Raw genomic sequence first — 23940 nt, forward strand, 5'->3', positions numbered from 1 at the left:
CCCTGACCACGTCCCGCTCACTTGCGCGGAGGTCTCCCTCACGTACACGCAGAACGTGGTCTTCCGGTTCGAACCCTACGTCAATCTCTCGATGGAAGGCTGCCCGGAAGAGTGACCCTGATGCGGCAGCCACGTGAGGATTCGGCCACCCCGATCCCGCCGCCGTGCAGATCCACGGCCCAGCGGGCGATCGCGAGGCCCAGCCCCGTGCCGCCGTCGCTCCCGGGGCCCTGCCGGTGCGGTGCCGTGCCCCGGTTGAACCGCTCGAAGACCTTGTGCCGCTCCGACTCCGGGATGCCGGGACCCTCGTCCTCGACCTCCAGCTCCAGGGAGTCCGGGTACGGGCCGCGCCGGGCCCGGACCGTGACGCGGCCGTGCGGCGGCGAGTGCTTCACCGCGTTGTCGATCAGGTTCGCCATCACCTGGTGCAGCCGCTCCGCGTCCGCGTGCGCCACCAGCTCGGGCGGCGACACGTCCAGGTGCAGATGCACGTCCGTGCGGTTGTGCAGGCCCGAAGTGGACGAGAGACCGCGCTGCGAGGCGGCCAGGTTCGCTTCGCGCAGAACTCCCGACAGGTACGGCCAGACCTCGAAACGGCTGGCCCGGAGCGCGACGACACCGTTGTCAAGACGTGACAGGTCCAGCAGCGTCTCCACCAGCCGGCCCAGCCGCTCGGTCTGCTTGAGCGCCGACCGCATCGTCTCCGGATCCGCCTCGGACACCCCGTCCACGACGTTCTCCAGCACGGCCCTGAGCGCGGCGATCGGGGTCCGCAGCTCGTGCGACACATTGGCGACCAGCTCCTTGCGGTGCCGGTCCACCGCCTCCAGGTCGTCCGCCATGCGGTTGATCGTCGACGCCAGGTCGCCCAGCTCGTCGCGCCGGTCCGCACCCCGCACCCGCCGGGTGAAGTCCCCGCGCGAGATCGTCCCGGCCACCGTGGTCATCTCGTCCAGCGGCGCCGTCAGGGACTGCGCCACGAACTGGGTGATCAGCAGGGTCGCGATCATCGCGAAGACCGTGATGTACCGGAACTCCGTGGACGTGCGGATCGCCACCAGCGCGAGCCCCGAGGTCAGCAGGACCGCCCCGACGACCAGCGTGCCCAGCTTGGTCTTGATCGAGATCGCGATCCGGCGCGGCCGGCGCACCTCGCCGTCCGGCCCCCGCAGCTCCCTCGGCCGCCCGGGCCTCCGCCGGCTCACAGCGCCGGGGTCTCCAGCGCGTAGCCGACGCCATGGACCGTGCGGATCCGCTCGGCCCCGATCTTCCGGCGCAGCGCCTTGATGTGGCTGTCCACGGTCCGGGTGCCCGAGGCGTCCGCCCAGTCCCACACCTCCGCGAGCAGCTGCTCGCGGGAGAGGACCGCCCGCGGCGTGCTCGCCAGGCAGACCAGCAGGTCGAACTCGGTCGGGGTCAGGTGCACGTCCTCGGACCGCACCCGCACCCGGCGCTGCGCGTGGTCGATCTCCAGCTCGCCGAGGCGCAGGATCCCGCTGCGCGGGGTCACGGCCGCCAGCGCGGCCCGCTCCACCCGGCGGAGCAGCACGTGCACCCGGGCGGCCAGCTCCCGCATCGAGAACGGCTTGGTCATGTAGTCGTCCGCACCCACGCCGAGGCCGACCAGCATGTCGGTCTCGTCGTCGCGGGCGGTCAGCATGAGGACCGGGACGGGACGCTGGGCCTGGACCCGGCGGCACACCTCCAGGCCGTCGAACCCGGGCAGCATCACGTCGAGGACCATCAGGTCCGGCTGCCATGCCTCGGCCGCGTCGACGGCCGCGGGGCCGTCGGTCGCGGTCTGGACGAGAAAGCCCTCGGCGCGCAGCCGAGCGGCGATCGCCTCCACGATCGTGGCGTCGTCCTCGACCACGAGTACCCGGCGCTGGGCACCCGGAGTGGCCGCCGCACCGTGGTGAGTGGTGTGTGTCTGCTCCATTGCCCCGCCTCGCGTCGCCGATGTCGGCTCAGCAGCCTAGAGGTACCGGTGGCGTCCCGGCTATCCAGGACTTACTCGGGACGGATACCGAGGTGAACCACGTCGGGGACGCCCCGGGCAACGGGGATCTCTTCCGTCCGTACCCCGCTGAATCCGGCATTCCGCAAGGACCCTTCGAAATCGGCGGAGGGCCGGGCGGACCAAACGGCGAGCACTCCGCCCGGGTTGAGGCGTGCCGCGCAGGCCGCCAATCCCTCGGCGGAGTAAAGGGATTCGTTGTCCTCGGTGACCGTCCAGTCGGGCCCGTTGTCGATGTCCAGACAGAGCACGTCATGGGTGTCGGGGGAGGTCCGGAGATAGTCCATCAGGTCCGTGTGCAGGATCACGGTCCTGGGATCGGCCAGAGCGGCCCCGGAGATCGCGGCGAGGGGCCCCTGGCGGTGCCATTCGATGATCGCGTCCTCCCGCTCGACGACCGTGATCCGGCTCCAGCGGGGGTCGGCGGCGGCGTGGGCGAGGGAGAAACCGACGCCGAGGCCGCCGACGAGCACGGACGCGCCGGTACGGAACCGCTCGGGCAGCGCGGCCTGCGCCGCGTCGATCAGGAGCCGCTCGGAGCGCCCGTCGGAGGTGTCCATCAGGAAGGTCCCGTTGGCGATGATCTCGTAGTGCTCGTCGCGACGGCGGAGCACGATCTCTCCGTACGGCCCTTCGCGGCGGTCCAGGGTGACGGTTCCTGACATGGTCGGTCGCTCCGCTCTCGGCTCGGCAGTGGGTCCCCCGCCATCCTCGCCGGGCGACCTCGGTGAGGACAAACCCGTTTCGCGCCCCGCTGTCCGCTCCGAGTTCAGCGCCGGGCCCCGTCCGTCCAGATGCGGCTGCCGAGGTCCGAGCCGCGGAGCACCTGCACCCTCCACGGATCGATGCGCAGGACGTGGTACTCCGGGTCCTCCGCCCAGGTCGAGACGCTGTCGATGAACACGTGAACTTGTCCTCGATCTCCGAGAAGGACTCCACGCGAGTCGCCATTTCGATTCCTTTCGGCATTCAGGGGTCGAGGGCCGGGGGAAGGGCCTGCCCGCCCTACGCGTCGACGCGCTCGGCCGTAAGGGGAATGTCCGCGGGTGCGGGTCCCGCGTCCGCCGCCGCCCGGCCGCGGAGGCCGAAGGCGCTGACGAGGGCGGCCACGAGGGCGGCGACGAGCGGCACGACCAGGGCGGCCCGGTAGCCGTCCAGGAGCGCCGCCGGCGAGGTGCCGTCCGTGGCCGCGATGTTCACCGCGGCCACGGCGGACAGGCCCAGCGCGGCGCCGAACTGGAAGGAGGTGTACAGCAGGCCGCCGGCGACGCCCTGCTCCTCCTCGGCGACACCGTCGGTGGCGACGATGGTCAGCGGCCCGTACGCCAGGGAGAAGGCCAGACCCAGGACGAGCAGGCTCGGGAACATCGCCAGGTACGTCCAGTCCGCGCCGACCGGCAGGAACAGCGCGTACGACAGAGCGGCGAGGAGCAGCCCCCCGAAGATCACCCGGGCGTTGCCGAACCGGGCCACCAGCCTCGGTGTGAGGGTGGGGGAGAGGACCGCGTCCACCCCGATGACGATGAGGGCGAAACTGGTCTGCAGGGCCGACCAGCCGCGCAGCTCCTGCAGATAGAGCACCGCGATGAACTGGAAGCCGAAGAAGCCCGCGGCGAAGAGCAGCCCCGCCAGGTTGGCACGGACCAGCGAACCCCGGCGGAGGAGCCCCAGGCGCACCAGCGGTGAGGACACCCTGCGTTCGACGGCGACGAAGACCAGGAACAGCACCAGGCTCGCCGCGACGGTGCCGGCCGTCGTGGCCACGGAGACGTGCGCGGCACGCTCGACGCCGAAGACGAGCAGCAGGATGCCGCCGGTGACGCTGACCGCGCCCGCCAGGTCGACGCCCTGGCCCGTACGGTCCGGGCGCGGCGACTTCGGGATGAGCGCGATCGCCGCGATCAGGATGAGGAGGCTGAGGACGACCGGCGCGAAGAACACCCAGCGCCAGTCGACGGCGGCCAGCAGGCCGCCCACGACGAGGCCGATGGAGAAGCCGCCGGCCGCCGTGCCGGAGTAGACGAGCAGGGCCTTGTCGCGCTGAGGGCCCTCGTCGAAGCTCGTGGTGATGATGGACAGGCCCGCCGGGGTCATGAACGCGGCGGCGACACCGGTCACGAAGCGGGCGACGATCAGCATCCAGCCCTCGGTGGCGAACCCGCCGAGGCCGGAGAAGAGCAGGAAGACCACGAGCCAGAGGACGAACATCCGGCGCCGTCCGAACAGGTCGGCGGCCCGGCCGCCCAGCAGCATGAACCCGCCGTAGCCGAGGACGTAGGCGCTCATCACCCACTGGAGCGTGCCGGTCGACATGCCGAGGTCCTCGCGGATCGACGGCAGGGCCACATTGAGCATGGCCACGTCGATGCCCTCGAGGAAGATCGCGCCGCACAGCACGAACAGGACGCCCCAGGCGCGCCCGCTCATACGGTCCGTACCGGTTCTCGACGGGGATTTCGGAGTGGACACAGAATCGCTCCTTGTGCGCGAAGGAATGGTCGTGGGAATGGGCGGCGCTCTTGTGGCAGGCGCGAGGTGTTCCCATTGAATTCCGCGTGAGAATTCGCCCCGGCAGGGGTGCGGCACAAGGAGAAAGCCGTGCCGCAGGATTTCCACGCGTCGATGTGGAAATCCTGCGGCACGGCGGAGATCCGGGGAAGAAGGCACTTGGAAGTCATCCGGTTACCTCAGGGGTACCGACCCGGCGGGCGGGGTCCTCCGGCGCCGCCCGCCACCCGCTGAGCGGGGTCAGGACTCGCCCGTCACCCGTCGCGCGCCCCGCCACGCGTACAGGCCCGTCCCCGTCACGAGTGCGGCGACGGCCACCGTCCACGCCCCCGCCTGGGTGCCCGGCTGCATCACCCAGGCCCACCACTGCGCATCGCCGCCCGGTGCGGAGGGGGCCGCGAGATAGACCGTGCCCACGAGGAAGGCCGGCGGCAGCCAGCTCAGCCGGGCGCCGACGACGGCCGCGGCGGACGCCGTCACCCCCACGAGACCGAGCGTGTTGCGTACGGCGGCGAGCGCGCCGAACTCCTCCGCGTGCCCCGGCACCGCCAGGGCGAGCAGCGCGACCGCGAGGACCGCCGGGGCCAGCACATGGGCGAGGCGCCGGGGCCACCACGCCCGGACCGCCGTACGGTCCAGCTCGTCGCTCGGCGTGTGGAGACTGGTGCCGATCGCGGCGGCCGCGAGCAGCGGGCCGAGGACGACGACGGGCAGTCGGGCCGTGTGGTCGAGATCCGGCAGCGACTGGAGCCACCAGGCCGCCCAGGCGGCGGCCGCCGCCGTTCCGACGAGGGCGGCCAGGGCGCCGGGCAGGGCGCGGGAGCGCAGATAGAGCAGGGAGGAGTGCTTCACGGGACCGGCACCTCGTCGGGTTGACAGGTGTTCGCCGCCAGATAGCGGCCCAGGTAGTCGCGCTGGTCGGCCGGGGACTTGGCGCGGAGCCGGTCGATGTACGGCTGGGCGGCGGTCGGATCGGGGCCGTAGCCCTCGGGCGTCGGGGCCAGCCACTCGATGACGGCGAGGTTGACGATGCTCGCCCGCTCCGCGTTCGGACCGGTGTTGTCGCCCGGCCGGCACGTGTCCGAGAACAGCCAGGACACCGCCGAGTTGAGATACAGGTCCGGGCGCGGGAGCCGGCCGCGCACCGCGTCCGCCGCCACGTCGGGCAGCGCGACGTCCCCGGGACGAGGGGGCCCGAACGGGCCGCCGACCCAGCGGACCGGGGCACCCGGCAGCCCCTCGAGGCGCGCGTTGAGCGGGGCCAGCGCCGCCGACACGTCCGGCAGCAGGAGCGCGTCCACGGCCGTGAGGCAGATCTGCGGCGTCCCGTCGTCGCAGAGCGGGCGGGCCAGGGCGGGGTCCGGGCGCCACGGGCCCTCGTCCGTCGGCAGGCGCAGGATCGCGGCGGCGGCGGCGACCGCCACGGCCAGCGGGACCAGCGCGAGCGGACGCGACCGCGCCCGGCGGAGCCCGTACGCCAGGAGGACGGTGAGCGCGAGCCCGGCCGTCCACACCATCGACACCGGACCGAACCACCACACCGGCCGGTCCCAGAGGAAGCGGTGCTCGGTGGCGGGGCCGAGCCAGCGGGCCGGGCCCTGGCTGTACGCGCCGACCCCCAGCGCCACGTACCCGGCGATGCCCAGGAGCGGGGCCGTCAGCCGCCAGCGGACCGTACGCCCCACGACATGGCCGAACGCGCCGAGGGCGGCGACGGCGACCGCGTCGGCGGCGAGGAGTTCGAGGAAGGGACGGCCGCCGGAGGCGTACGGCCAGGTGGCGAGGAGACAGACGGCGTCGCCGAGGAGCACGCCCGCGGCCGGCCAGAGCGCCGACGGGGCGACCGCCACGAACAGACGGCGGAGCGGCGGGCGGGGTGCGGACTCCCAGAGGTCCAGCGTGCCGCGGCGGCGGTCCCGGCCGCCCTGCCAGCAGCCCGCCGCCAGCGCGAGCGGCCCGGCGAGCAGCCCGGCGGCCACGTGCAGCAGGTTCGTGGCATCGGCCCAACGGCCCTGCCAGCCGGGTGCCTTGCCGTACATCGTGACGAGGACGGTGAGCAGGACGGCGAGGCCGGTCCAGGGGCCGAGCCCGCGACGCAGCTCGATGAGAACGGGCTTCGTCCCGCGGGCGGCCCGCCCGGCGGCGCGGGGCGGGGGAGGGGTGAGGGTGGTGGTCACCGGAGCGCTCCCTCCGCGGTGTCCGCGGTGTCCGACGTATCTGGGGTGGTCGAGGTGTCCGAGGTGTCCGAGGTGGCGCGATGGGCACGCAGGGCGACCGTGTAGCCCCGCTCGACGGCATGCGTCGTGGAGTCGTTCCCGTCGGCGGGCTCCCCGCCGAGCGCGGTGAGTTCGGCCGTCGAGCCCTGGAAGGCGAGGCGGCCCGACTCGATGAGGGCGACGCCGGTGCAGGCCGCGGCCACGTCCTCCACCAGGTGCGTGGAGACCACCACCGTCGCCTCGGTGCCCAACTCCCGCAACAGCGACCGGAAGTCGACCCGCTGCTCGGGATCGAGACCGGCGGTCGGTTCGTCGAGCAGCAGCAGCTCCGGTTCGTTCACGATGGCCTGGGCGATCCCCGCGCGCCGGACCATGCCGCCCGACAGCGTCTTCATCCGCACGTCGATGCGGTCGGCGAGCCCGACCCGTGTCACCGCGTGCTCCACGGCCGCCGGGACACGGTCGGCCGGCACCTCCTTGAGCCAGGCGACGTAGGCCACGAACTCCCGCACGGTGAAGGACGGGTAGTAGCCGAAGTCCTGCGGCAGATAGCCGAGCCGGCGCCGGATGCCGGTCCGTTCACGGTGGCTGGTGGCGTCCCCGCCGAGCAGCTCCACCCGGCCGGAGGACGGTGCGGCGACGGTCGCGAGGACCCGGATGAGGGAGGTCTTGCCGGCGCCGTTCGGCCCGAGCAGGCCGTGGACGCCGGGACCGAGGGACAGGTCGAGCCGGTCGAGGGCGACGGTACGGCGATGGCGGACGGTCAGTCCGCTCACCGCGACGGCGGTCGAGACGTTCACCGGGACTCCAGGTGGTCGAAGGAGCGGCGCCGCAGCGCGAGGAGGGCCGCGCAGGCCAGCGCGGCGGCGGCCCACCCCCCCTGGGCGGCGGCGCCGGAGAAGTACGGGGCCAGCGCGGTGGCCGAAGCGGCCGTGTCCACGGGCCCGAGCAGCGGGCCGGCGACGGCGAGCAGCCACCCGCCGCCGAGCGTCGCGGCCGCCGCCCGGCAGCCCACGAACGAGCCGAGCGCGAGCGTGGCCAGGGTCAGCGCCAGGCCGGGGAGCAGCCAGGCGGCGGCACCCGGGAAACCGGCCACCGGCGGCAGCAGCGCACCGCCCGCGGTCAGCAGCGGTACGCAGACGGCGAGGACGGCGGCGGTACGGGTGAGCAGGAGCCGAAGCCCGCCGGACGGGGTGGAGGCGGTGATCTCGTGCATCGGGTCGGCGTGACGTCCGTACGAGACGGCGACACCGGCGAGCGGGAGGACGGGCGAGAGCGCGAGCAGCAGACTCCGCGCCCCCTGGACCCCGGCTCCGTGGGCGAGCCCGTAGGCCCCGCCGACGACCAGCAGCACGGCGACCACCCAGGATCCGCGGAGCGCGGGCCCGACGGCCCACCAGAGCCGTGCCCACCGGCCGAGGGGGGTGGGGGTGTGCGCGGCCGGCCCGGGCCTGCGCCCGGGGGACACGGCGGCTGCGAACCGGCGTCGGGGGTGTGCGGGTGCGGGTCGGGGTTCGGGGGACGCGGTGGGTGCGGGCACGGGCACGGGTCGGGGTCCGGAGGCGGTCCCCGGGCGGGGGCTCCGTGCGCCCTCCTTCGCCCGGCCGGGCCCGAGGGAGGCGAGCAGTTCGGCGCGGACGCTCGCGAGCACCGGCCCGGCCGTTCCGGCCCGTACGGCGGCCGAGACGCGGCCCGCGCAGTCCCCGCAGGACTCGACGTGCTTCTCCAGCGACCAGGCGTCGGTCTCGGCGGCGGACCCGTCGGCGTACCGGCGCGCCAGGGCGTCGGAGACGTGCCAGGGGAGGCCGGGGCCGTCCGCGCGGGGGCGCGATGTCGTCATGCGGTGCCTCCCAGGGCGTGGGGGCCGCCGGGCTGGGCCGACCCGAGCGCGGCGCGCAGTTCGCGGCGGGCGCGCAGGGCACGGGTCTTCACCGTGCCCTCGGGTATGCCGAGCAGCCGGGCGGTCTCGCGGGTCGTCAGGCCGTCGACGACGGTCGCCCGCAGGACCTCGGCGAGTTCGGGCGAGATCCGGTCGAGGGCCGCGCCCACCTCCCCGTACTCCAGTCCGGCGAGCACCCGGTCCTCGGCGGAGGACGCGGCGGCGGACGGCTCCGAGGGCACGGCGGCGTGTTCGGCCGCCCGTTCCACGACGCGGTCCGCGCGGGCCCGGGCCCGCTGCGCGTCCACCAGGCGCCGGGCCGCGATCACCCAGATCCAGCCGCCGGCCTCGCCGCGGCCCCGGTGGCCGCCGGCCGAGCGCCAGATCGTGACGAAGGTGTCCTGGAGGACCTCCCGTACGGTCTCCTCGTCCTGGCAGCGCCGGGCGAGGCGCGCGTGCAGCCAGCCGGCGTGCCGGTCGTACAGCACGGCGAGCGCCCCGGAGTCCCCCCGGGCGACCGCGCGCAGCAGCGCCGTGTCGTCCTCGTCGCCCCCGGAGGGGCCTCCCCGTGCGGGGTGCGACAGTCTCACGCCTTCTCTATCGCGCGCGTGCCCCGGTTCGGTTCTCCGGGACTCAGGGGTTCGTGGGCGGGCCGCCCTCCGGGAGGGCGGAGAAGACCCGCTGGAGCGCCGCCGGGCGCTCGCCGTCGGCCGAGACGACGAGGCGGTGGCGGTACGTCACGTAGTACTGGAAGCCGTCGACGACCGGGTCGCCCGTCGGCCGCTCGGGGACCCGGGCGTACGCGGGGTCCTCCAGAGCGGCCCGTAGCTCGGCGGCCTCGGCGGGGGTCTGACGTCCGGTGCGGGGCGCCTCGGTGCCGGAGCGGCTGGTCCACGAGCCGTCGTAGTGGACGACCAGTGTGTTGCGGACACCGGCGAGGCCGCCGTTGACGACGACCTGGACAAGGACCTCGGAGGGGCGGGGGTCCGCCGTGGGGGAGTCGGGAGCCGTGGGGGAGCCCGGCGCCGTGGTGGCTCCCGGGGTCGCCGTCGCGCCCGGGGGCGCGGTCGTCGTCGGGGCGCCCGGCTCGGCCGGTCCGCTCGTCCCCGACGGGGACCCGCCCGGCGCGGGCGGCGTGTCCGCCCCGCAGCCGCTCGTACCGCCGACCAGGACCCCGACCAGAAGCAGGGTCCCGCACCACGTGCCCCGTACGCCTCTCACCATAGACCGAGCATGCCGGGTGACGGGTGCCGCGCGCAGCCGGACGGTCAGGTTCGGCCCCGACCGCCGACCGCCGACCGACCGCCGACCGGCCCCGACCGCCTCCGCCGACCGGCCCCGACCGCCGACCGACCGCCGACCGGTCCCGCCCCCGTATCGCTTCGGGCCCCGCCCCCGTACGCGCCCCCCCCGCCCGTCAGCCGGCCTCGGCCCCGCCGCCGTCCCGGACGATGCCCGTCAGCGGTCCCTGGTAGCGCCAGTCGAGGGAGTCGTACAGCGCGAGGCCGTCCGTGGTCGCGGCGAGCACCCCGGTCTCGGCGCCCGCCTGCGCCGCGGCCGCCTCCAGGGTGCGCATGACGTTGGCCCCGAGTCCGCGCCGCCGGTGCGCGGGATCGGTCTCGATCTGGTCGGCGACGGCGGTGGACCCGGTCGGGGCGATCTGGCCGCGGGCGGCGAGGGTGCCGTCGGGCGCCAGCACGCGGACCCGGATGACACCGTCCCGGACCTCGGTGGTCCGGGCGTACCCCTCGGGCGGGGCCGGCCGGGCGCCGGGGTCCAGCGGCTTGATCATCATGAACCCCGGGTCGTCGGGGACCGTCCAGCCCTCAGTGATCCACGCGCGCGCGTCCTCGGGCCCCGCCATGATCTTGAGCCAGCTGTACGGGGTGGTCAGCCGGGTGCAGAGCGCGCCGACGGTGGCCGCGTCGGGGGCGGGCAGCACATGCCGTACCACGTGCCGGGGCAGCCCCACCTCGATCCGGTGGCCCCAGGGCTCGTCGACGGCGGTCGGGGTGCCACGGGAGACGGCCCAGCCCGCCACCCACGCCGATGTAAGAGCTGCGATATCCATGCAGTCATTACATCGGCCGAAAGTGGCCTGCGGGAGGGTGATCGCTCAGAGCGAACGGGCGTGCGGGAACATTCATGGGCTCACATGCATTGAGTCGGCATAGCTCAACTTGACTGCCGAAGGGGAGATCATGGCTTCCGACTCCAAGCCGTCCGTGCCGCTCACTCTGCCCGTACTGCCGCTTGACGACGAGGTCGTGCTGCCCGGCATGGTGGTGCCGCTCGACCTGTCCGACAACGACGTGCGCGCCGCGGTGGAGGCCGCCCAGGCCGCCGCGCGGTCCGGAGCGGGCAAGCCGCGGGTGCTGCTCGTGCCCCGCGTCGACGGGACCTACGCCGGGACCGGCGTCCTGGGCACCGTCGAGCAGGTCGGGCGACTGTCCGACGGCGACCCCGGCGCCCTGATCCGCGGTCTCGGCCGCGTGCGCATCGGCGCCGGTACGACCGGACCCGGCGCGGCCCTCTGGGTCGAGGGCAGCACCGTCGAGGAGACCCTGCCCGAACCGCTGCCCGGTCAGGTCACCGACCTGATCAAGGAGTACAAGGCGCTCGCCACCAGCTGGCTCAAGAAGCGCGGTGCCTGGCAGGTCGTCGACCGCGTCCAGCAGATCGACGGCGTCGGAGCCCTCGCCGACAACTCCGGATACTCGCCCTTCCTCACCGTCGAGCAGAAGGTCGCGCTCCTGGAGACCGCCGACCCGGTCGCCCGCCTCAGGCTCGCCACCGCCCAGCTCCGCGAGCACCTCGCCGAGCAGGACGTCGCCGAGACCATCGCCAAGGACGTCCAGGAGGGCGTCGACAAGCAGCAGCGCGAGTTCCTGCTCCGCCGCCAGCTCGAAGCCGTCCGCAAGGAGCTCCGCGACCTCAACGGCGAGTCCGGCAAGGACGCGGCGGACGAGTCCGACGACTACCGCGCCCGCGTGGAGGCCGCCGACCTGCCTGAGAAGGTCCGCGAGGCGGCCCTCAAGGAGGTCGAGAAGCTGGAGCGGTCCAGCGACCAGTCCCCCGAGGGGTCCTGGATCCGCACCTGGCTGGACACCGTCCTCGAACTCCCGTGGAACGAGAGGACCGAGGACCGGTACGACATCCGCGGCGCCCGCGCCGTCCTCGACGCCGAGCACGCGGGCCTGGACGACGTGAAGGAACGGATCACCGAGTACCTCGCGGTGCGCAAGCGCCGTGCCGAGCGCGGCCTCGGCGTGGTCGGCGGCCGCCGCGGCGGAGCCGTCCTCGCCCTCGTCGGCCCGCCCGGTGTCGGCAAGACCTCGCTCGGCGAGTCCGTCGCGCACGCGATGGGCCGCGAGTTCGTCCGGGTCGCCCTCGGCGGTGTCCGGGACGAGGCGGAGATCCGCGGCCACCGCAGGACCTACGTCGGCGCCCTGCCCGGCCGCATCGTCCGCGCCATCAAGGAGGCCGGGTCCATGAACCCGGTGGTCCTGCTCGACGAGATCGACAAGGTCGGCTCCGACTTCCGCGGCGACCCCGCGGCGGCCCTCCTCGAAGTCCTCGACCCGGCGCAGAACCACACCTTCCGCGACCACTACCTGGAGGTCGAACTCGACCTCTCGGACGTCGTCTTCCTGGCCACGGCCAACGTCCTCGAAGCGATCCCGGAGGCCCTGCTCGACCGCATGGAGCTCGTCAGGCTCGACGGCTACACGGAGGACGAGAAGGTCGTCATCGCCCGCGACCACCTGCTGCCCCGGCAGCTGGAGCGCGCGGGCCTGGAGCCCGGCGAGGTCGTCCTGGAGGACGCGAGCCTGCGCAGGCTGGCCGGCGAGTACACCCGCGAGGCCGGCGTACGCACCCTGGAGCGGGCCGTCTCCCGGCTGCTCCGCAAGATCGCGGCCCAGCACGAACTGGGCGACCGGGAACTCCCGTTCACGGTCAGCCCCGACGATCTGCGTGAGCTCATCGGACGGCCGCACCACGTGCCCGAGTCGGCCCAGGATCCGGCGGAGCGGCGCACCGCCGTCCCCGGTGTCGCCACCGGGCTCGCCGTGACCGGAGCGGGCGGTGACGTCCTCTTCGTCGAGGCGTCGCTGGCCGACCCCGAGACCGGCGCGGCCGGGCTGACGCTCACCGGCCAGCTGGGCGACGTGATGAAGGAGTCGGCGCAGATCGCGCTCTCCTTCCTCCGCTCGCACGGCGCGGAACTGGAGCTGCCCGTCACCGGTCTGAAGGACCGCGGCGTGCACATCCACTTCCCCGCGGGCGCGGTCCCCAAGGACGGTCCGAGCGCGGGCGTCACCATGACGACCGCCCTCGCCTCCCTGCTGAGCGGTCGGCTGGTCCGTACGGACGTGGCCATGACCGGCGAGGTCTCCCTCACCGGCCGGGTCCTCCCGATCGGCGGCGTGAAGCAGAAGCTCCTCGCCGCGCACCGGGCGGGCATCACCACGGTCGTGATCCCCAAGCGGAACGAGGCCGACCTGGACGACGTCCCGGCCGAGATCCTGGAGAAGCTGGAGGTCCACCCGGTGACGGACGTCCGGCAGGTCCTGGAGATCGCCCTGGCCCCGGCGACGGTGCCGGTGGGAGTGGCGGCGGCGTAACTCCCGCAGGCGCGGACGACGGAGCGGGGTGCCCTGGTCGGGGCACCCCGCTCCGTCATGCCCTGGACGTGCGATTACTCGCAGGTAAATCGTCACCCGGATGTCAGCCGGGGGTGTCATGCTCGTACGCATGAACGAAGACGCCTTCTGGGCTCTCATCGACGAGTTGAGCCGCCGCACCGGGGACCCGGATGAGCGGACGGAGTGGCTGCGCACGGAGCTGCTCCGGCGACCGGCCGCCGAGAGCGTGGAGTTCCAGGTGCGCCTCGAGGACGCGTGCGACGTCGCGGGCACGCGCGCGGTGTGGCGGGCGGCGAACCGGATCGAGAGCGGGGCCTGCACCGACGACGGCTTCCACTACTTCACCCTCTGGCTGGTCGGGCAGGGGCGGAAGGTGTACGACTCGGTCGTCGCCGACCCGGACGCGCTGGCCGACGTGCCGGGGATCCGGGCCCTGGTGGGCCGGCACCGGGACGAGTGGGACGACGACGAGTGGCCGGAGTGGGAGGGGCTGGACTATGTCGCGCAGGACGCGTACGACGAACTGACCGGTCAGGAGGACGACGGCGGCGAGGAGTTCGACGACGCCGTGGACGAGCGCGCCGAGAAGCTCGCGGACGAGCTCCCCGGGGACGCCGAGGGGGAGTGGGAAGAGGGCGACGAGGCCCGGGGGTCTCGTCCGGAGGGGGTGGCGATCCCCCGGCTCACCGCCCTCTTCCCGCTCGGTACGTCCGGCTCCTAGGACCCTCGGGAGGGGCCCCGGGAGCCGGACGGTCCTGGACGGCCTCGGGGACATGTCCGGAGCGCCCCGTCCGGCCCGCGGGCCGGACGGAAGCCGCTCTCCGGACACGGCTCCTAGGAGGCCGACGAGTTCCTGCGGCGGCCCACGAGGAGGCTGCCCGCGCCGAAGGCGGCGAGGGCGCCGGCGCCCGCCAGTGCCATGGGCAGCGGCGAGGCGGGGGTCTCGGCCGTCTCGGCGGAGAGGGCCGGGGCCTGCTCGTCGCCGCCGTGGCCCGCGTGGCTCACGGTGGAGAGCGACGCGCCCGCCGCGATCTTCGCCTCGCTCGGGGCCTGGGCCTTCGCCGCGGCCGGCTGCGCGGCCGCACCGCCGAAGGTGACGTCCGAGCAGCTGTAGAAGGCCTCGGGGCTGTCGTTGCGCTGCCACACCTTGTAGACGATGTGGCGGCCGGTGCGGGCGGGGAGGTTGCCCGTGAAGTTGTAGTAGCCGTCGGTGGCCGTACGGGTGGTGTTGTAGACGGCGACCGGGGTCGTGTCCAGGTCCGACCACTTCAGCGGCTGCGTGGGGTCGAAGCCCGGCTTCGTGATGTAGACGGTCATGGTGCCGGAGTGGGCGGCCGTCACCCGGACCTTGAAGTCGAAGCCGCCCGCCGCGACCGCCGTCGCCGGCCAGTCGGTGCGCGCCCAGTCGAGCGCCCGGTACTTCGCGCGGTTCGCCGAGCAGAGCTTGCCGTCCGGGATGAGGGCCTGGTGCTGTCCGGCGGCGTTGGCGATGTTGACCTCGTTCCAGTCGTAGAGCGGCTGGGTGCCGGAGTCGGCGACGAGGTCCTTGCAGACCTGTGACTTGGGGGTCTCGGGGCCCTCCGCGTAACAGGCGGCGATGCGGCTCACGGGGTTGAAGACGGCTCCGTGGGCGCTCGCGGTGGTGGGGGTGAGGGTGACGAGTGCTGCGGCGGCGGACAGGGCGGCGACACCGGCGGCGGTGCGTCGGGAGGACTGCATGCGGGGGCTCTCTCTCGTGCGTGGGGGAGGACGGACGAGCAACGCGCGCTGAGCGCACGGAAGTTGAATTCCGGGCGATCGCCGTAGAGCCTCGCATTGGTCCATACCAATAGGCAAGGGGGAGGGCCGGAATAGCCGAAGGCCCCCGGGGTGCCGCACACCCGGGGGCCGCCGTACGCGCGGGGACGTCAGCCGTTGGCGAGCGCCTGCACGCGCGAGAGGTCGCCGTTGAAGTGGTTGTGGTCGCCGACCGTCGGGCCGGAGGAGGTGTACTGCCACATCGTGTAGTACTGCCAGCCGGCGGGGAGTTCGCCCACCGAGGCGGCGTACCGCGCGATCCACAGCGGGTTGGTCGAGGCGAAGGCGGCGGAGTTGCCGGTGCACTGCGTCCACCAGCTGGTCGCCGTGTAGATGACGGCGTCCCGGCCGGTCCTGGCCCGGTACCGGTCCACGAAGTCGCGGATCCAGGCCACCATCCCGGCCTGGGTCTTGCCGTAGCAGCTCGCGCCGTACGGGTTCCACTCGATGTCGAGCACGCCCGGCAGCGTCCTGCCGTCCTTCGACCAGCCCCCGCCGTTGTTGACGAAGTAGTCGGCCTGGGCCGCGCCCGTCGTCGTGTCGGGGGTCGCGAAGTGGTACGTGCCCCGGATCATGCCGACGTTGTACGAGCCGGTGTACTGCTGGTTGAAGGAGGTGTTCTTGTAGTAGGTGCCCTCCGTCGCCTTGACGTAGGCCCACTTGACGCCGCTGTTCCACAGGGTGGACCAGGCGACGTTGCCCTGGTGGCTGGAGACGTCCACGCCTTCGGTCTGGACGGCCAGGGCGGAGGTGCCGCCGGGGGCGCTGCCGCGCCCGTCGTGGGCGAGGACGCCCATGCCCATGCTGGCGGAGCCGCGCGGGGGCGCCCCTCCGGCGCCGGGGGCCGGGGCGGCTCCGGCGGACGCGGCGAGGGGGACGAGGAGGGTCAGGGCCGCGAGCGCGGCGCCGGCGAGGGTCGTTCCGGATCTGTGCACACGCATTGCGTGCCTCCGAAAGGATCGGTGGGGGGAGCGATGTCGAAGGTCCTGGACACCGGTCGGCAAGTCATGGTGTGGACATGTCAGCCGGGGTGTCGTGGACGACGCTACGCACGTAGACCCGGCCCATGGAAGGGGTCCCGGATACCGCCGTTGGTCTACGCCTGCGAAATACTGGAAGAGCTGCGGCGATGGCCTCGGCCGAAAGAAACTTTCAGCGGCGGGAAAGCCGTCGGCGGGTCGCCGGAGAACGTGTGAGAGGTGCTGACGTGCACGGAAGCGGTACGGGACATGAAGGCGGGCTCCCGTCGGCCCCCGGCGGCGAAGCCCACGCCCCGTCCGGCGGCGTCGACCGGGAGTTCCTCGCGCTCGAACGCGAACTCGCGGTCTTCCTCCGCCGCGCCCGCGCCCAGTCCGGCGAGATGGCCCGCGAGGTCCACCCCGAACTGGAGCCCGCCGCCTACGGCCTGTTCGTACGGCTCGACGACGCGGGCCCCCAGCGGGCCACCGAACTCGCCGGGTACTTCGGCGTCGGCAAGGCGACCATGAGCCGCCAGCTCCGGGCCCTGGAGGACCTCGGGCTCGTCGCCCGCGACCCCGACCCCGCGGACGGGCGCGCCTCCCTGGTCCGGCTCACCGAGGAGGGCCGGGACCGCTTCCGCCACGTCCGGGACGCACGGCGCGAGCGGTACGTCCGCAAGCTCGCCGACTGGGACCGCGCCGAGGTCGCCGAACTGGCCCGGCTCCTGAACCACTTCAACGTCAGATCCGAGGGCTGAGCCCCCGGAGGTCGTCGACGCTCCACGGACGGACGCCCGGCAGGCCGTCGTTCAGCCGACCGCCAGTTCCACCAGGACCGCCGTCGCGTCGTCGTGGAGCTTCCAGCGGCGCGTCCCGCCGGCCGCCTCGTCCGCCGTCTCCCGGGCGCGCACGCGGTGGAGCAGCCCGAGCGCGCCCTCCTCCCGCAGCACGCCGAAGCAGTCCGCCCAGTCGCCCTCGGCGAAGAGCTCCACCCAGCGGCCGGCCCCGTCCGTGAGAGCCGCCAGGGCCCGCACCTCCGCGCGCGGAGTCGTCCCCGTCACCGCCCGGCCGGCGACCGCCGGGTCGGCCGCCGCCGTGAAGAAGCCGCCCTCCTGGTTCCGCAGCCGGTCCGTCGCCGCGTGCGAGCGCAGGACCTCCTCGGGGACGCGGTCGAGCCGGTCGTCCAGCACGGCCCGCACGACCCCGTCGGGGGACTCCAGGAGGAGCGCGGAGTCGGAGAGGACGAGGTGTTCGACCGAGGTCTCGTCCCAGCGCGCGAGCACGACGGTCGCCTGCGGCGTACGGACGTGAGAAAGGTCACAGGTGCCCCGATGGGCGTCCGCGGTGCGCCGGATTGCCAGCGCCAGGATCCCGGGCAAGGGCATGTCCCGGCGGGAAGCGGACAGTTCGGTCAAAGCCCCGCCGAGACGCGCGGTGAACCACGGCACCGTGTGCACACAACCGACATCACCGGCCGGCGGCGTGACGCCGTCGAGGAGGACGACGGTTCCCCCGCCGCCCGAGGCGGGCAGGGCGGCGGCCACCCAGTCCTCGTTGGGGCGTTCGGGGCTGCCGGGGAGGGTGGCGACGTCGCTGCGCATGACGACCAGTGTGCCCGGACCGGCGCCCGTTCCCGGCGTACGTCTTCACCGGACCTGCAAACGTGCGGAAATGGCCTGTACCAACCCGGCGGAGGTCCCTGGGGAGCCGGAGCGGCAGGCTTCGCGGAGCTGCGGGCGGGCATCCTGCCAAAGCCCGCGCGGAAGATCCAACCGGGGGCCCTTCGGGGCCTCCTCCGGCCGCCCGGAGAAGTTGTTCGCCAACTCATGAGTGTTGTTCACTCGTTCGGGTGGCGGAGCGGCCGATGCGCGCCCCCTTCCCAGAAGCGCTGGAATGGTCGGAAGCCGTACCAGGGGTGGGGGTGCTCCATGTGACCGGCCGTCACCCCTGCTTCATGGGCGGACGAATCAAGAATGCGAGCACCGGTGCAGATGAAGCGGCCTCGGAGCAAGAACGGCACGCGGAGCCAGACCCCCGGTGCGGCGCCGACCCCGGACGGCGCCGCGGCGCCCACCGGCAGCGTCCCCAGCAGCAGCACCTTCGCCGGCAGCGCCCCCAAGGGCCGCCCCAAGCGCGTCCGCAACCGTCTCGTCGCCGGCGTCGCCCTCGTCGGCATCACGGTCATCGTCGCCGGAGCACCGGCGATCCTCGCCGCCTCCACCGGACTCAACGACTCCCAGAGCCTGGTCACCCTCGCCGAACTCGACCGGCAGGCCGTCACCCTGGCCCACTCCCTCGCCGACGAGCGCGACGAGGTCGTCGCGTACATCGCCGCGGGCCGTGACAACCAGGCCGGCGACGCCAAGCGCAAGCGCCAGGTCACCTCCACCCGTTCCACCCGGGTCGACCGCCAGATCGACGAGATCCGCCCCGCCGCGTCCGCCGAACTCCGCCGCGACCTCGCCGGCGTCCCCTCCGTCCGCCGGTCCGCCCTCACCGGCAAGGGCACGGCCCTGGAGGCGTACCGGGCGTACTCGGAAGTCATCACCAAGCTCCAGGCCCTCGCCGACGAGCTGGCCGACAAGACCCCGGCCCGCGCCTCCGACACCGCGCTCACCGAGGCCACCCGCGCCCCCGCCGCCCTCGGCCGCGCCGTCGAACAGGCCTCGGCCACCCGCGGCCTGCTCCTCGCCGCGCTCTCCGTGCCGCAGCCCGAGCCCAGCGGCGAGGTCCACTACGACGCCGAGACCGACTCCTACGTCCCCGACGTACCCGCTGGCTCCGCCGAGGCCGACCGCGCACGCGACGCCCTCACCGCCGCCGCCCAGCTGGCCCGGGTCCGTGAACTCGCCGCCCTCGGCGACTTCGACCAGGCCGCCGGCTCCACCGCCCGCGACTCCCTCGCCGCCACCGTGGCCGGCCCCGACGTCAAGAGCGCCGAGCGCTCCCTGGCCTCCCTCACCGACCAGCCGCGGCTGACGGAGGGCGAGCGCGGTACCGACCCGGCAGCCCTGGAGGCCGCCCTCTCCGCCCGCATCGAGCAGATGCGCGGCGTCGAGTCCGCCCTCGCCGCCGAGCGGGTCGAACGCCTCGGCGCGCTCCGCGACGACGACGTCACCGCCCTGGAACTGCGGATCGCCTTCCTCGGCGGCTGCCTGATCGTCGCGATCGGCATCTCCACGTACGTCGCCCGCACCCTCACCCGCCCGCTCGCCGTCCTGCGGCTCGGCGCCGCCCGGCTCGCCGCCGCCCCCGAGCCCGGCGCCGAGGAACCGGTCCGCTTCACCGGCCGCAACGACGAGTTCGCCCAGGTCGTCCGCTCCCTCAACACCCTGCACGGCAAGCTCTCCGGCCTCGCCGCGCACACCGAGCGGCTCACCGACGACCGGACCGACCTGGTCGCCGCGAAGGAGGCCCTCGGCGCCGAGCTGGCCGCCCAGCGCGCCGAACTCCAGGGGCAGGTCGCGCTCCTCACCGCCGACCTCGAACGGTTCAGGAGCACCGTCCACCACACGTTCGTCAACCTCTCGCTGCGCAGCCTCGGGCTCGTCGAACGACAGCTCGGCGTCATCGAGAAGCTGGAGGAGCGCGAGCAGGACCCGGACCGCCTCGCGACCCTCTTCAAGCTCGACCACCTGGCGACCGTCATGCGCCGCCACAGCGAGAACCTCCTCGTCCTCGCCGGGCACGAGCACGTCCACGGCCACGCCGGGCCCGTCCCGCTGGTCGACGTGCTGCGCGCCGCCGTCAGCGAGATCGAGCGGTACGAGCGGGTCACCATCCAGTCCCTGCCGCCGCACGCCCAGATCGCCGGATTCGCCGCGGACGACCTGAGCCACCTCGTCGCCGAACTCCTGGAGAACGCCACCTCCTTCTCGCCGCCCGACGCGGAGGTCCAGCTCTCCGGCTGGCTCCTGGAGTCCGGCGAGGTGATGCTCTCCGTGCAGGACTCGGGCATCGGCATGACCGCCTCCCGGCTCGCCGAGCTCAACGCCCGGCTGGCCGAGGCCGACCCCGCGGCCTTCGACGGTGAGGGCCTCGGCATGCGGGTCATCGCGCTGCTCGCCGCCCGCCACGGCGTGCGGGTGGAGCTGCGCGAGCAGCAGCCGGGCGGCACGGCGGCCGTCGTGGTCCTGCCGCAGCCCCTGCTCCCCACCGCCCTGCCGGCCACCGTCACGGAGCCCGTACGGGTGGCCGGCGAGGGCCCCACGCTCCACCTGCCCGGCTCGGCCGCGGAGGCCAACTCCAACACGCTGCCGTCCAGGAACCGCGACCCCCTCGTCGAGGCGGCGGAGCGCGCGTTCCTGGCGGCCGAGGTGACGGCGGCGAGGGAACAGGACCGGCGGGACCAGGACCGGTCCGAGGCCCCGGAGCGGCCCGAGGCCCCGGAGCCGGCGTACGAGCCGGAGCCGGTCACGGCGTACGAGCCCGAGTCGGCGTACGAGCCCGCGCCCGTCGGCCACAAGCCCGCCGCGGCCCTCCACGAGCCCGCGCCCGTCCACGACGAGCCCGTCACCCACGACGAGCCCGCCCCCCTCGGCGAGAGCGTCTCCGAGACCACGCTCCAGGTCCGGCTGCCCGACCCGCCGCCGGAGCCGGACGCCCACGAGCGCGCGGCGGACGTCACCGCCTCCGCCGCCTTCCCCGCGGAGCCCGAGGCTCCGCGGACTCCCGCCGTCGCCGCCCCGGAGCCGGTCACCGACCAGCCCGTTCCCGGGCCGCGTACCGCGCAGGGGGAGCGCGTCACCGACAAGGGCCTGCCCAAGCGGACCCCCCAGGTGGTCCGCCCCGCCGGCCCCGCCACCACACCCCCCCGGCAGGGCGGCGTGGACGCGGAGGCCCTGCGCCGCCGCCTCGGCGGCTTCCACCAGGGCGCCAAGGCCGGGCGCCGCGACGTGGAGGCGGAGATGGAGACGGAGCGGATAGATGACGTAAGGACTGCACGTACAGAGGAGATGACGGGGGACACAGTCGAGGAGGCACGCAGTTGACTGCGACGGGAACGTTCGGACTGAGCACGGAAGCCCGCAACCTGCAATGGCTGCTGGGGAATCTGGTGGAGGAGGTGCCCGGGGTCCACTCGGTCACCGTCGTCTCCTCCGACGGCCTGATGCTGCTCTCGTCCGACCCGGCCGCCCAGCAGAGCACGACGGTCGCCGCCGAAGCCGGCCGTCCCCACGGGCCGCGCGGCTCCAGCGCCGACCTGGCCACCATCGTCTCCGGCATCGGCAGTCTGACCATCGGCGCCGCACGCCTGATGGACGGCGGCGGGGTCAAGCAGACCATGGTGGCGATGGAGGAGGGCAGCGTCTTCGTCATGTCGATCAGCGACGGTTCGCTGCTCGGCGTGCACGCCACGCCCGACTGCGACATGAGCGTGGTGGCCTACCACATGGCGCTCTTCGTGGGCCGCGCCGGTCACGTACTCACCCCCGAAGTCCGCAGCGAGCTGCGCAAATCGATGGAGAGCACCCAGTGACGTCAGTGTTTCCGGGGTATTCGGGATTTCACGCCCACCGGCTGCCCGTACGGGGCGACGGACGCCGCCCCGCGCGCGTCCGCCCCTACTCGCTGACCGGCGGGCGCACCCGCTTCGGCCATGTCCTGCTCGTCGAGACCTTCGTGGCGGCGCTCGAAGCGCCCGCCGTACGCAAGCTCCTGACGGACGGCGGGCCCGGCGCCCGCGGCCTGATGCCGGAGATGCGCGCCATCGTCGAGATCTGCCGCCGGATGCGGACGGTCGCGGAGATCTCGGCGCTTCTGAAGATGCCGTTGGGGGTCGTCCGGGTGCTTCTCAGCGACCTGGCCGACCAGGGAAAGATCCGTGTGTACGGGACCGGTCACGGCACCGGCCAGCCCGACCGCGCGCTCCTCGAAAGGGTGCTGAGTGGACTCCGTCGTCTCTGACGCCTCCGCCGTCTCCGATGCCGACACCGAATCGCCGTCGGTGACCGGCATTCCCGCGCAGCCCCAGGCCCCCGCGGCCGACCTGTTCACCCGCGATACCGCCGGCCCCGATACCACCGGCCCCGACGCGGCAGGCCCCGACGCCGAGGACGGCGCGCAGGACTGGCAGCTCGACCACACCCGCGCCCCGATCGCGACGAAGATCGTCGTCGCGGGCGGTTTCGGCGTCGGCAAGACCACCTTCGTGCGCGCGGTCTCGGAGATCACCCCGCTCCAGACCGAGGCGCTGATGACCCGGGCGAGCGAGGAGACCGACGACCTCACCGCCACGCCGGACAAGCTCACCACCACGGTGGCGATGGACTTCGGCCGGATCACCCTCGACAACGACCTGGTGCTGTACGTCTTCGGTACGCCGGGACAGCAGCGTTTCTGGTTCATGTGGGACGACCTGGTGCGCGGGGCGATCGGCGCGATCGTGCTGGCCGACACGCGGCGGCTCACGGACTGCTTCCCGGCCCTCGACTACTTCGAGAGCTGCGGGCTGCCGTACATCGTGGCGGTCAACCACTTCGAGGGCACCGAGCTGTTCGAGGCGGACGACGTCAGGGAGGCGCTGACCGTGCCCGCGCACGTCCCCGTGGTGATCATGGACGCGCGCAAGCGGTACAGCGTCGTCGAGAGCCTTCTCGCGATGGTCGCGCACGCGCTGGAACACACCCCCGAATAGATCACCCCGCTCTCCCCGTCACGCCAGGAGCACCACCCATGCGGAAGATACTCATAGTCGGCGCCGGCCAGTCCGGTCTGCAGCTCGCCCTCGGACTCCAGTCGTCGGGGTACGAGGTCACCCTCATGTCGAACCGGACGGCGGACGAGATCCGGGCCGGCCGGGTCATGTCCACCCAGTGCATGTTCGACACCGCGCTCCAGCACGAGCGGGACCTCGGTCTCCACTTCTGGGAGTCCCAGGCGCCCCGCATCGAGGGCCTCGGCGTCTCGGTCGCCGCGCCCGACTCCACCCGAGCCATCGACTGGGTCGGCAGGCTCGACGGGTTCGCGCAGTCCGTCGACCAGCGGGTGAAGATGGCCGGCTGGATGGAGACCTTCGCCCAGCGCGGCGGCCAGCTGGTGATACACGGCGCGGCCGTCAGCGACCTGGACTACTTCTCGCGCGGCTACGACCTGGTGCTCGTCGCGGCGGGCAAGGGCGAGCTGGTCTCGATGTTCGGCCGGGACGCGTCCCGTTCGCCGTACAGCGAGCCGCAGCGCGCGCTGGCCGTCGCGTACGTCCACGGCCTCGGCCCGCGCCCGGAGCACCCGGACTTCGACGCGGTGCGGTGCAACGTGGTCCCGGGCGTGGGCGAGCTGTTCGTCATGCCGACGCTGACCACGGGCGGCCGTGCGGACATCCTCTTCTGGGAGGGCGTCCCCGGCGGTCCGCTCGACGCCTTCACGGGCGTCAAGGACCCGGCGGAGCACCTGTCGCTGACCCTGGAGCTGATGGAGCGGTTCACGCCCTGGGAGTACGCGCGGGCCACCAAGGTCGAACTGACCGACGCGGGCGGCACGCTCGCCGGCCGGTACGCACCGACGGTCCGCAACCCGATCGGCCGGCTCCCCGGCGGCGGCCTGGTCCTCGGCGTGGCCGACGTGGTCGTGGCCAACGACCCGATCACCGGCCAGGGTTCGAACTCGGCGTCGAAGTGCGCGGCCGCGTACCTGGCGGCCATCGTCGAGCAGGGCGACCGGCCCTTCGACGAGGAGTGGATGCGGTCCGCCTTCGACCGCTACTGGCAGACGGCCCAGCACGTCACCAAGTGGACGAACGCGATGCTGGCGCCCCCGCCGGAGCACGTCCTGAACCTCCTGGGCGCCGCGGGCCAGCTGCAGCCGGTCGCAGACCGCTTCGCGAACGGCTTCAACGACCCGTCCGACTTCGAGAACTTCTTCTTCGACCCGGAGAAGACGAACGCGTACCTGGCGTCGGTCTCCGGGAACTGACCGAGCG

The 23940-nt window shown here is 73.6% G+C and carries 23 protein-coding genes; 8 read left to right on the plus strand and 15 right to left on the minus strand.

The genetic code is table 11. From position 1 onward, the window contains the following. Positions 1–80: 80 nt before the first annotated feature. The 12 genes from OG392_RS24675 to OG392_RS24730 all read right to left on the minus strand — a co-directional run bounded on the left by OG392_RS24675 (position 81) and on the right by OG392_RS24730 (position 10691). Positions 81–1151: a HAMP domain-containing sensor histidine kinase gene (locus tag OG392_RS24675; RefSeq protein ID WP_443055095.1), complete on the minus strand. Its 1071-nt coding sequence runs from the start codon at positions 1149–1151 to the stop codon at positions 81–83. Positions 1152–1201: 50 nt separating this feature from the next. Continuing rightward, positions 1202–1939 carry a response regulator transcription factor gene (locus OG392_RS24680; RefSeq protein ID WP_073912321.1) on the minus strand — a complete coding sequence of 246 codons (738 nt, stop codon included), beginning with the start codon at positions 1937–1939 and terminating at the stop codon, positions 1202–1204. A 71-nt stretch (positions 1940–2010) separates the two neighbouring features. Beyond that, positions 2011–2682, minus strand: coding sequence for a spermidine synthase (locus tag OG392_RS24685; protein WP_329282973.1), 672 nt, complete (start codon positions 2680–2682; stop codon positions 2011–2013). Between the two features lie 104 nt (positions 2683–2786). Next, the gene (locus tag OG392_RS24690) at positions 2787–2921 is read right to left on the minus strand and encodes a hypothetical protein (RefSeq protein ID WP_329282974.1); all 135 of its coding nucleotides are present in this window, start codon (positions 2919–2921) and stop codon (positions 2787–2789) included. Positions 2922–3022: 101 nt separating this feature from the next. Further along, positions 3023–4444, minus strand: coding sequence for an MFS transporter (locus OG392_RS24695; protein WP_329287436.1), 1422 nt, complete (start codon positions 4442–4444; stop codon positions 3023–3025). Positions 4445–4765: 321 nt separating this feature from the next. Then, positions 4766–5377, minus strand: a complete 612-nt coding sequence (locus OG392_RS24700; protein WP_329282976.1) for a hypothetical protein — start codon at positions 5375–5377, stop codon at positions 4766–4768. Further along, positions 5374–6702, minus strand: a complete 1329-nt coding sequence (locus tag OG392_RS24705) for a hypothetical protein (protein WP_329282978.1) — start codon at positions 6700–6702, stop codon at positions 5374–5376. Before OG392_RS24705 ends, OG392_RS24700 begins: the two co-directional genes overlap by 4 nt. Further along, a complete protein-coding gene (locus OG392_RS24710; RefSeq protein WP_329282980.1) occupies positions 6699–7541 on the minus strand; it encodes an ABC transporter ATP-binding protein in 843 nt (280 codons plus the stop codon). The genes OG392_RS24705 and OG392_RS24710 overlap by 4 nt, the downstream gene beginning before the upstream one ends. Continuing rightward, entirely contained in the window at positions 7538–8581 is a 1044-nt protein-coding gene (locus OG392_RS24715; RefSeq protein ID WP_329282982.1) for a zf-HC2 domain-containing protein, read from the minus strand. The genes OG392_RS24710 and OG392_RS24715 overlap by 4 nt, the downstream gene beginning before the upstream one ends. After that, positions 8578–9210 (minus strand): RNA polymerase sigma factor, encoded by a 633-nt coding sequence (locus OG392_RS24720; protein WP_329282984.1) that lies wholly within the window; start codon positions 9208–9210, stop codon positions 8578–8580. The genes OG392_RS24715 and OG392_RS24720 overlap by 4 nt, the downstream gene beginning before the upstream one ends. Positions 9211–9253: 43 nt before the next feature. Beyond that, positions 9254–9844 (minus strand): hypothetical protein, encoded by a 591-nt coding sequence (locus tag OG392_RS24725; RefSeq protein WP_329282986.1) that lies wholly within the window; start codon positions 9842–9844, stop codon positions 9254–9256. 193 nt (positions 9845–10037) lie between these two features. Beyond that, on the minus strand, positions 10038–10691 hold the full coding sequence (locus OG392_RS24730) for a GNAT family N-acetyltransferase (protein WP_329282989.1): 654 nt from the start codon (positions 10689–10691) through the stop codon (positions 10038–10040). A gap of 130 nt (positions 10692–10821) precedes the next feature. On the opposite strand from OG392_RS24730, the gene lon reads away from it, so the two are divergent. After that, positions 10822–13245, plus strand: a complete 2424-nt coding sequence (lon, locus tag OG392_RS24735) for an endopeptidase La (protein ID WP_329282992.1) — start codon at positions 10822–10824, stop codon at positions 13243–13245. A 130-nt stretch (positions 13246–13375) separates the two neighbouring features. After that, entirely contained in the window at positions 13376–13987 is a 612-nt protein-coding gene (locus OG392_RS24740; RefSeq protein ID WP_329282994.1) for a DUF4240 domain-containing protein, read from the plus strand. Between the two features lie 113 nt (positions 13988–14100). Here the strand turns inward: OG392_RS24740 and OG392_RS24745 are convergent, their stop codons facing one another. Both OG392_RS24745 and OG392_RS24750 read right to left on the minus strand, forming a co-directional pair. After that, positions 14101–14985, minus strand: a complete 885-nt coding sequence (locus tag OG392_RS24745) for a lytic polysaccharide monooxygenase auxiliary activity family 9 protein (RefSeq protein WP_329282996.1) — start codon at positions 14983–14985, stop codon at positions 14101–14103. Between the two features lie 188 nt (positions 14986–15173). After that, positions 15174–16004 (minus strand): lysozyme, encoded by an 831-nt coding sequence (locus OG392_RS24750; protein ID WP_329282998.1) that lies wholly within the window; start codon positions 16002–16004, stop codon positions 15174–15176. Between the two features lie 266 nt (positions 16005–16270). On the opposite strand from OG392_RS24750, the gene OG392_RS24755 reads away from it, so the two are divergent. Beyond that, positions 16271–16780 (plus strand): MarR family winged helix-turn-helix transcriptional regulator, encoded by a 510-nt coding sequence (locus OG392_RS24755; protein ID WP_329283000.1) that lies wholly within the window; start codon positions 16271–16273, stop codon positions 16778–16780. A gap of 51 nt (positions 16781–16831) precedes the next feature. Here OG392_RS24755 and OG392_RS24760 read toward each other — a convergent pair whose 3' ends face one another. Continuing rightward, complete coding sequence (locus OG392_RS24760; protein WP_329283002.1) at positions 16832–17623, minus strand: hypothetical protein; 792 nt, start codon at positions 17621–17623, stop codon at positions 16832–16834. A 372-nt stretch (positions 17624–17995) separates the two neighbouring features. On the opposite strand from OG392_RS24760, the gene OG392_RS24765 reads away from it, so the two are divergent. From OG392_RS24765 to OG392_RS24785, 5 genes are all read left to right on the plus strand, one after another. Continuing rightward, a complete protein-coding gene (locus tag OG392_RS24765; RefSeq protein ID WP_329283004.1) occupies positions 17996–21013 on the plus strand; it encodes a sensor histidine kinase in 3018 nt (1005 codons plus the stop codon). Beyond that, entirely contained in the window at positions 21010–21501 is a 492-nt protein-coding gene (locus tag OG392_RS24770) for a roadblock/LC7 domain-containing protein (RefSeq protein ID WP_329283006.1), read from the plus strand. The genes OG392_RS24765 and OG392_RS24770 overlap by 4 nt, the downstream gene beginning before the upstream one ends. Further along, positions 21498–21929: a DUF742 domain-containing protein gene (locus OG392_RS24775; protein WP_329283008.1), complete on the plus strand. Its 432-nt coding sequence runs from the start codon at positions 21498–21500 to the stop codon at positions 21927–21929. Before OG392_RS24770 ends, OG392_RS24775 begins: the two co-directional genes overlap by 4 nt. A gap of 82 nt (positions 21930–22011) precedes the next feature. Further along, positions 22012–22659, plus strand: a complete 648-nt coding sequence (locus OG392_RS24780) for a GTP-binding protein (RefSeq protein WP_443055096.1) — start codon at positions 22012–22014, stop codon at positions 22657–22659. 38 nt (positions 22660–22697) lie between these two features. Continuing rightward, positions 22698–23933 carry a styrene monooxygenase/indole monooxygenase family protein gene (locus OG392_RS24785; RefSeq protein WP_329283013.1) on the plus strand — a complete coding sequence of 412 codons (1236 nt, stop codon included), beginning with the start codon at positions 22698–22700 and terminating at the stop codon, positions 23931–23933. Positions 23934–23940: the final 7 nt, after the last annotated feature.

This window comes from Streptomyces sp. NBC_00691 (genome assembly GCF_036226665.1).
Taxonomy (GTDB): domain Bacteria; phylum Actinomycetota; class Actinomycetes; order Streptomycetales; family Streptomycetaceae; genus Streptomyces.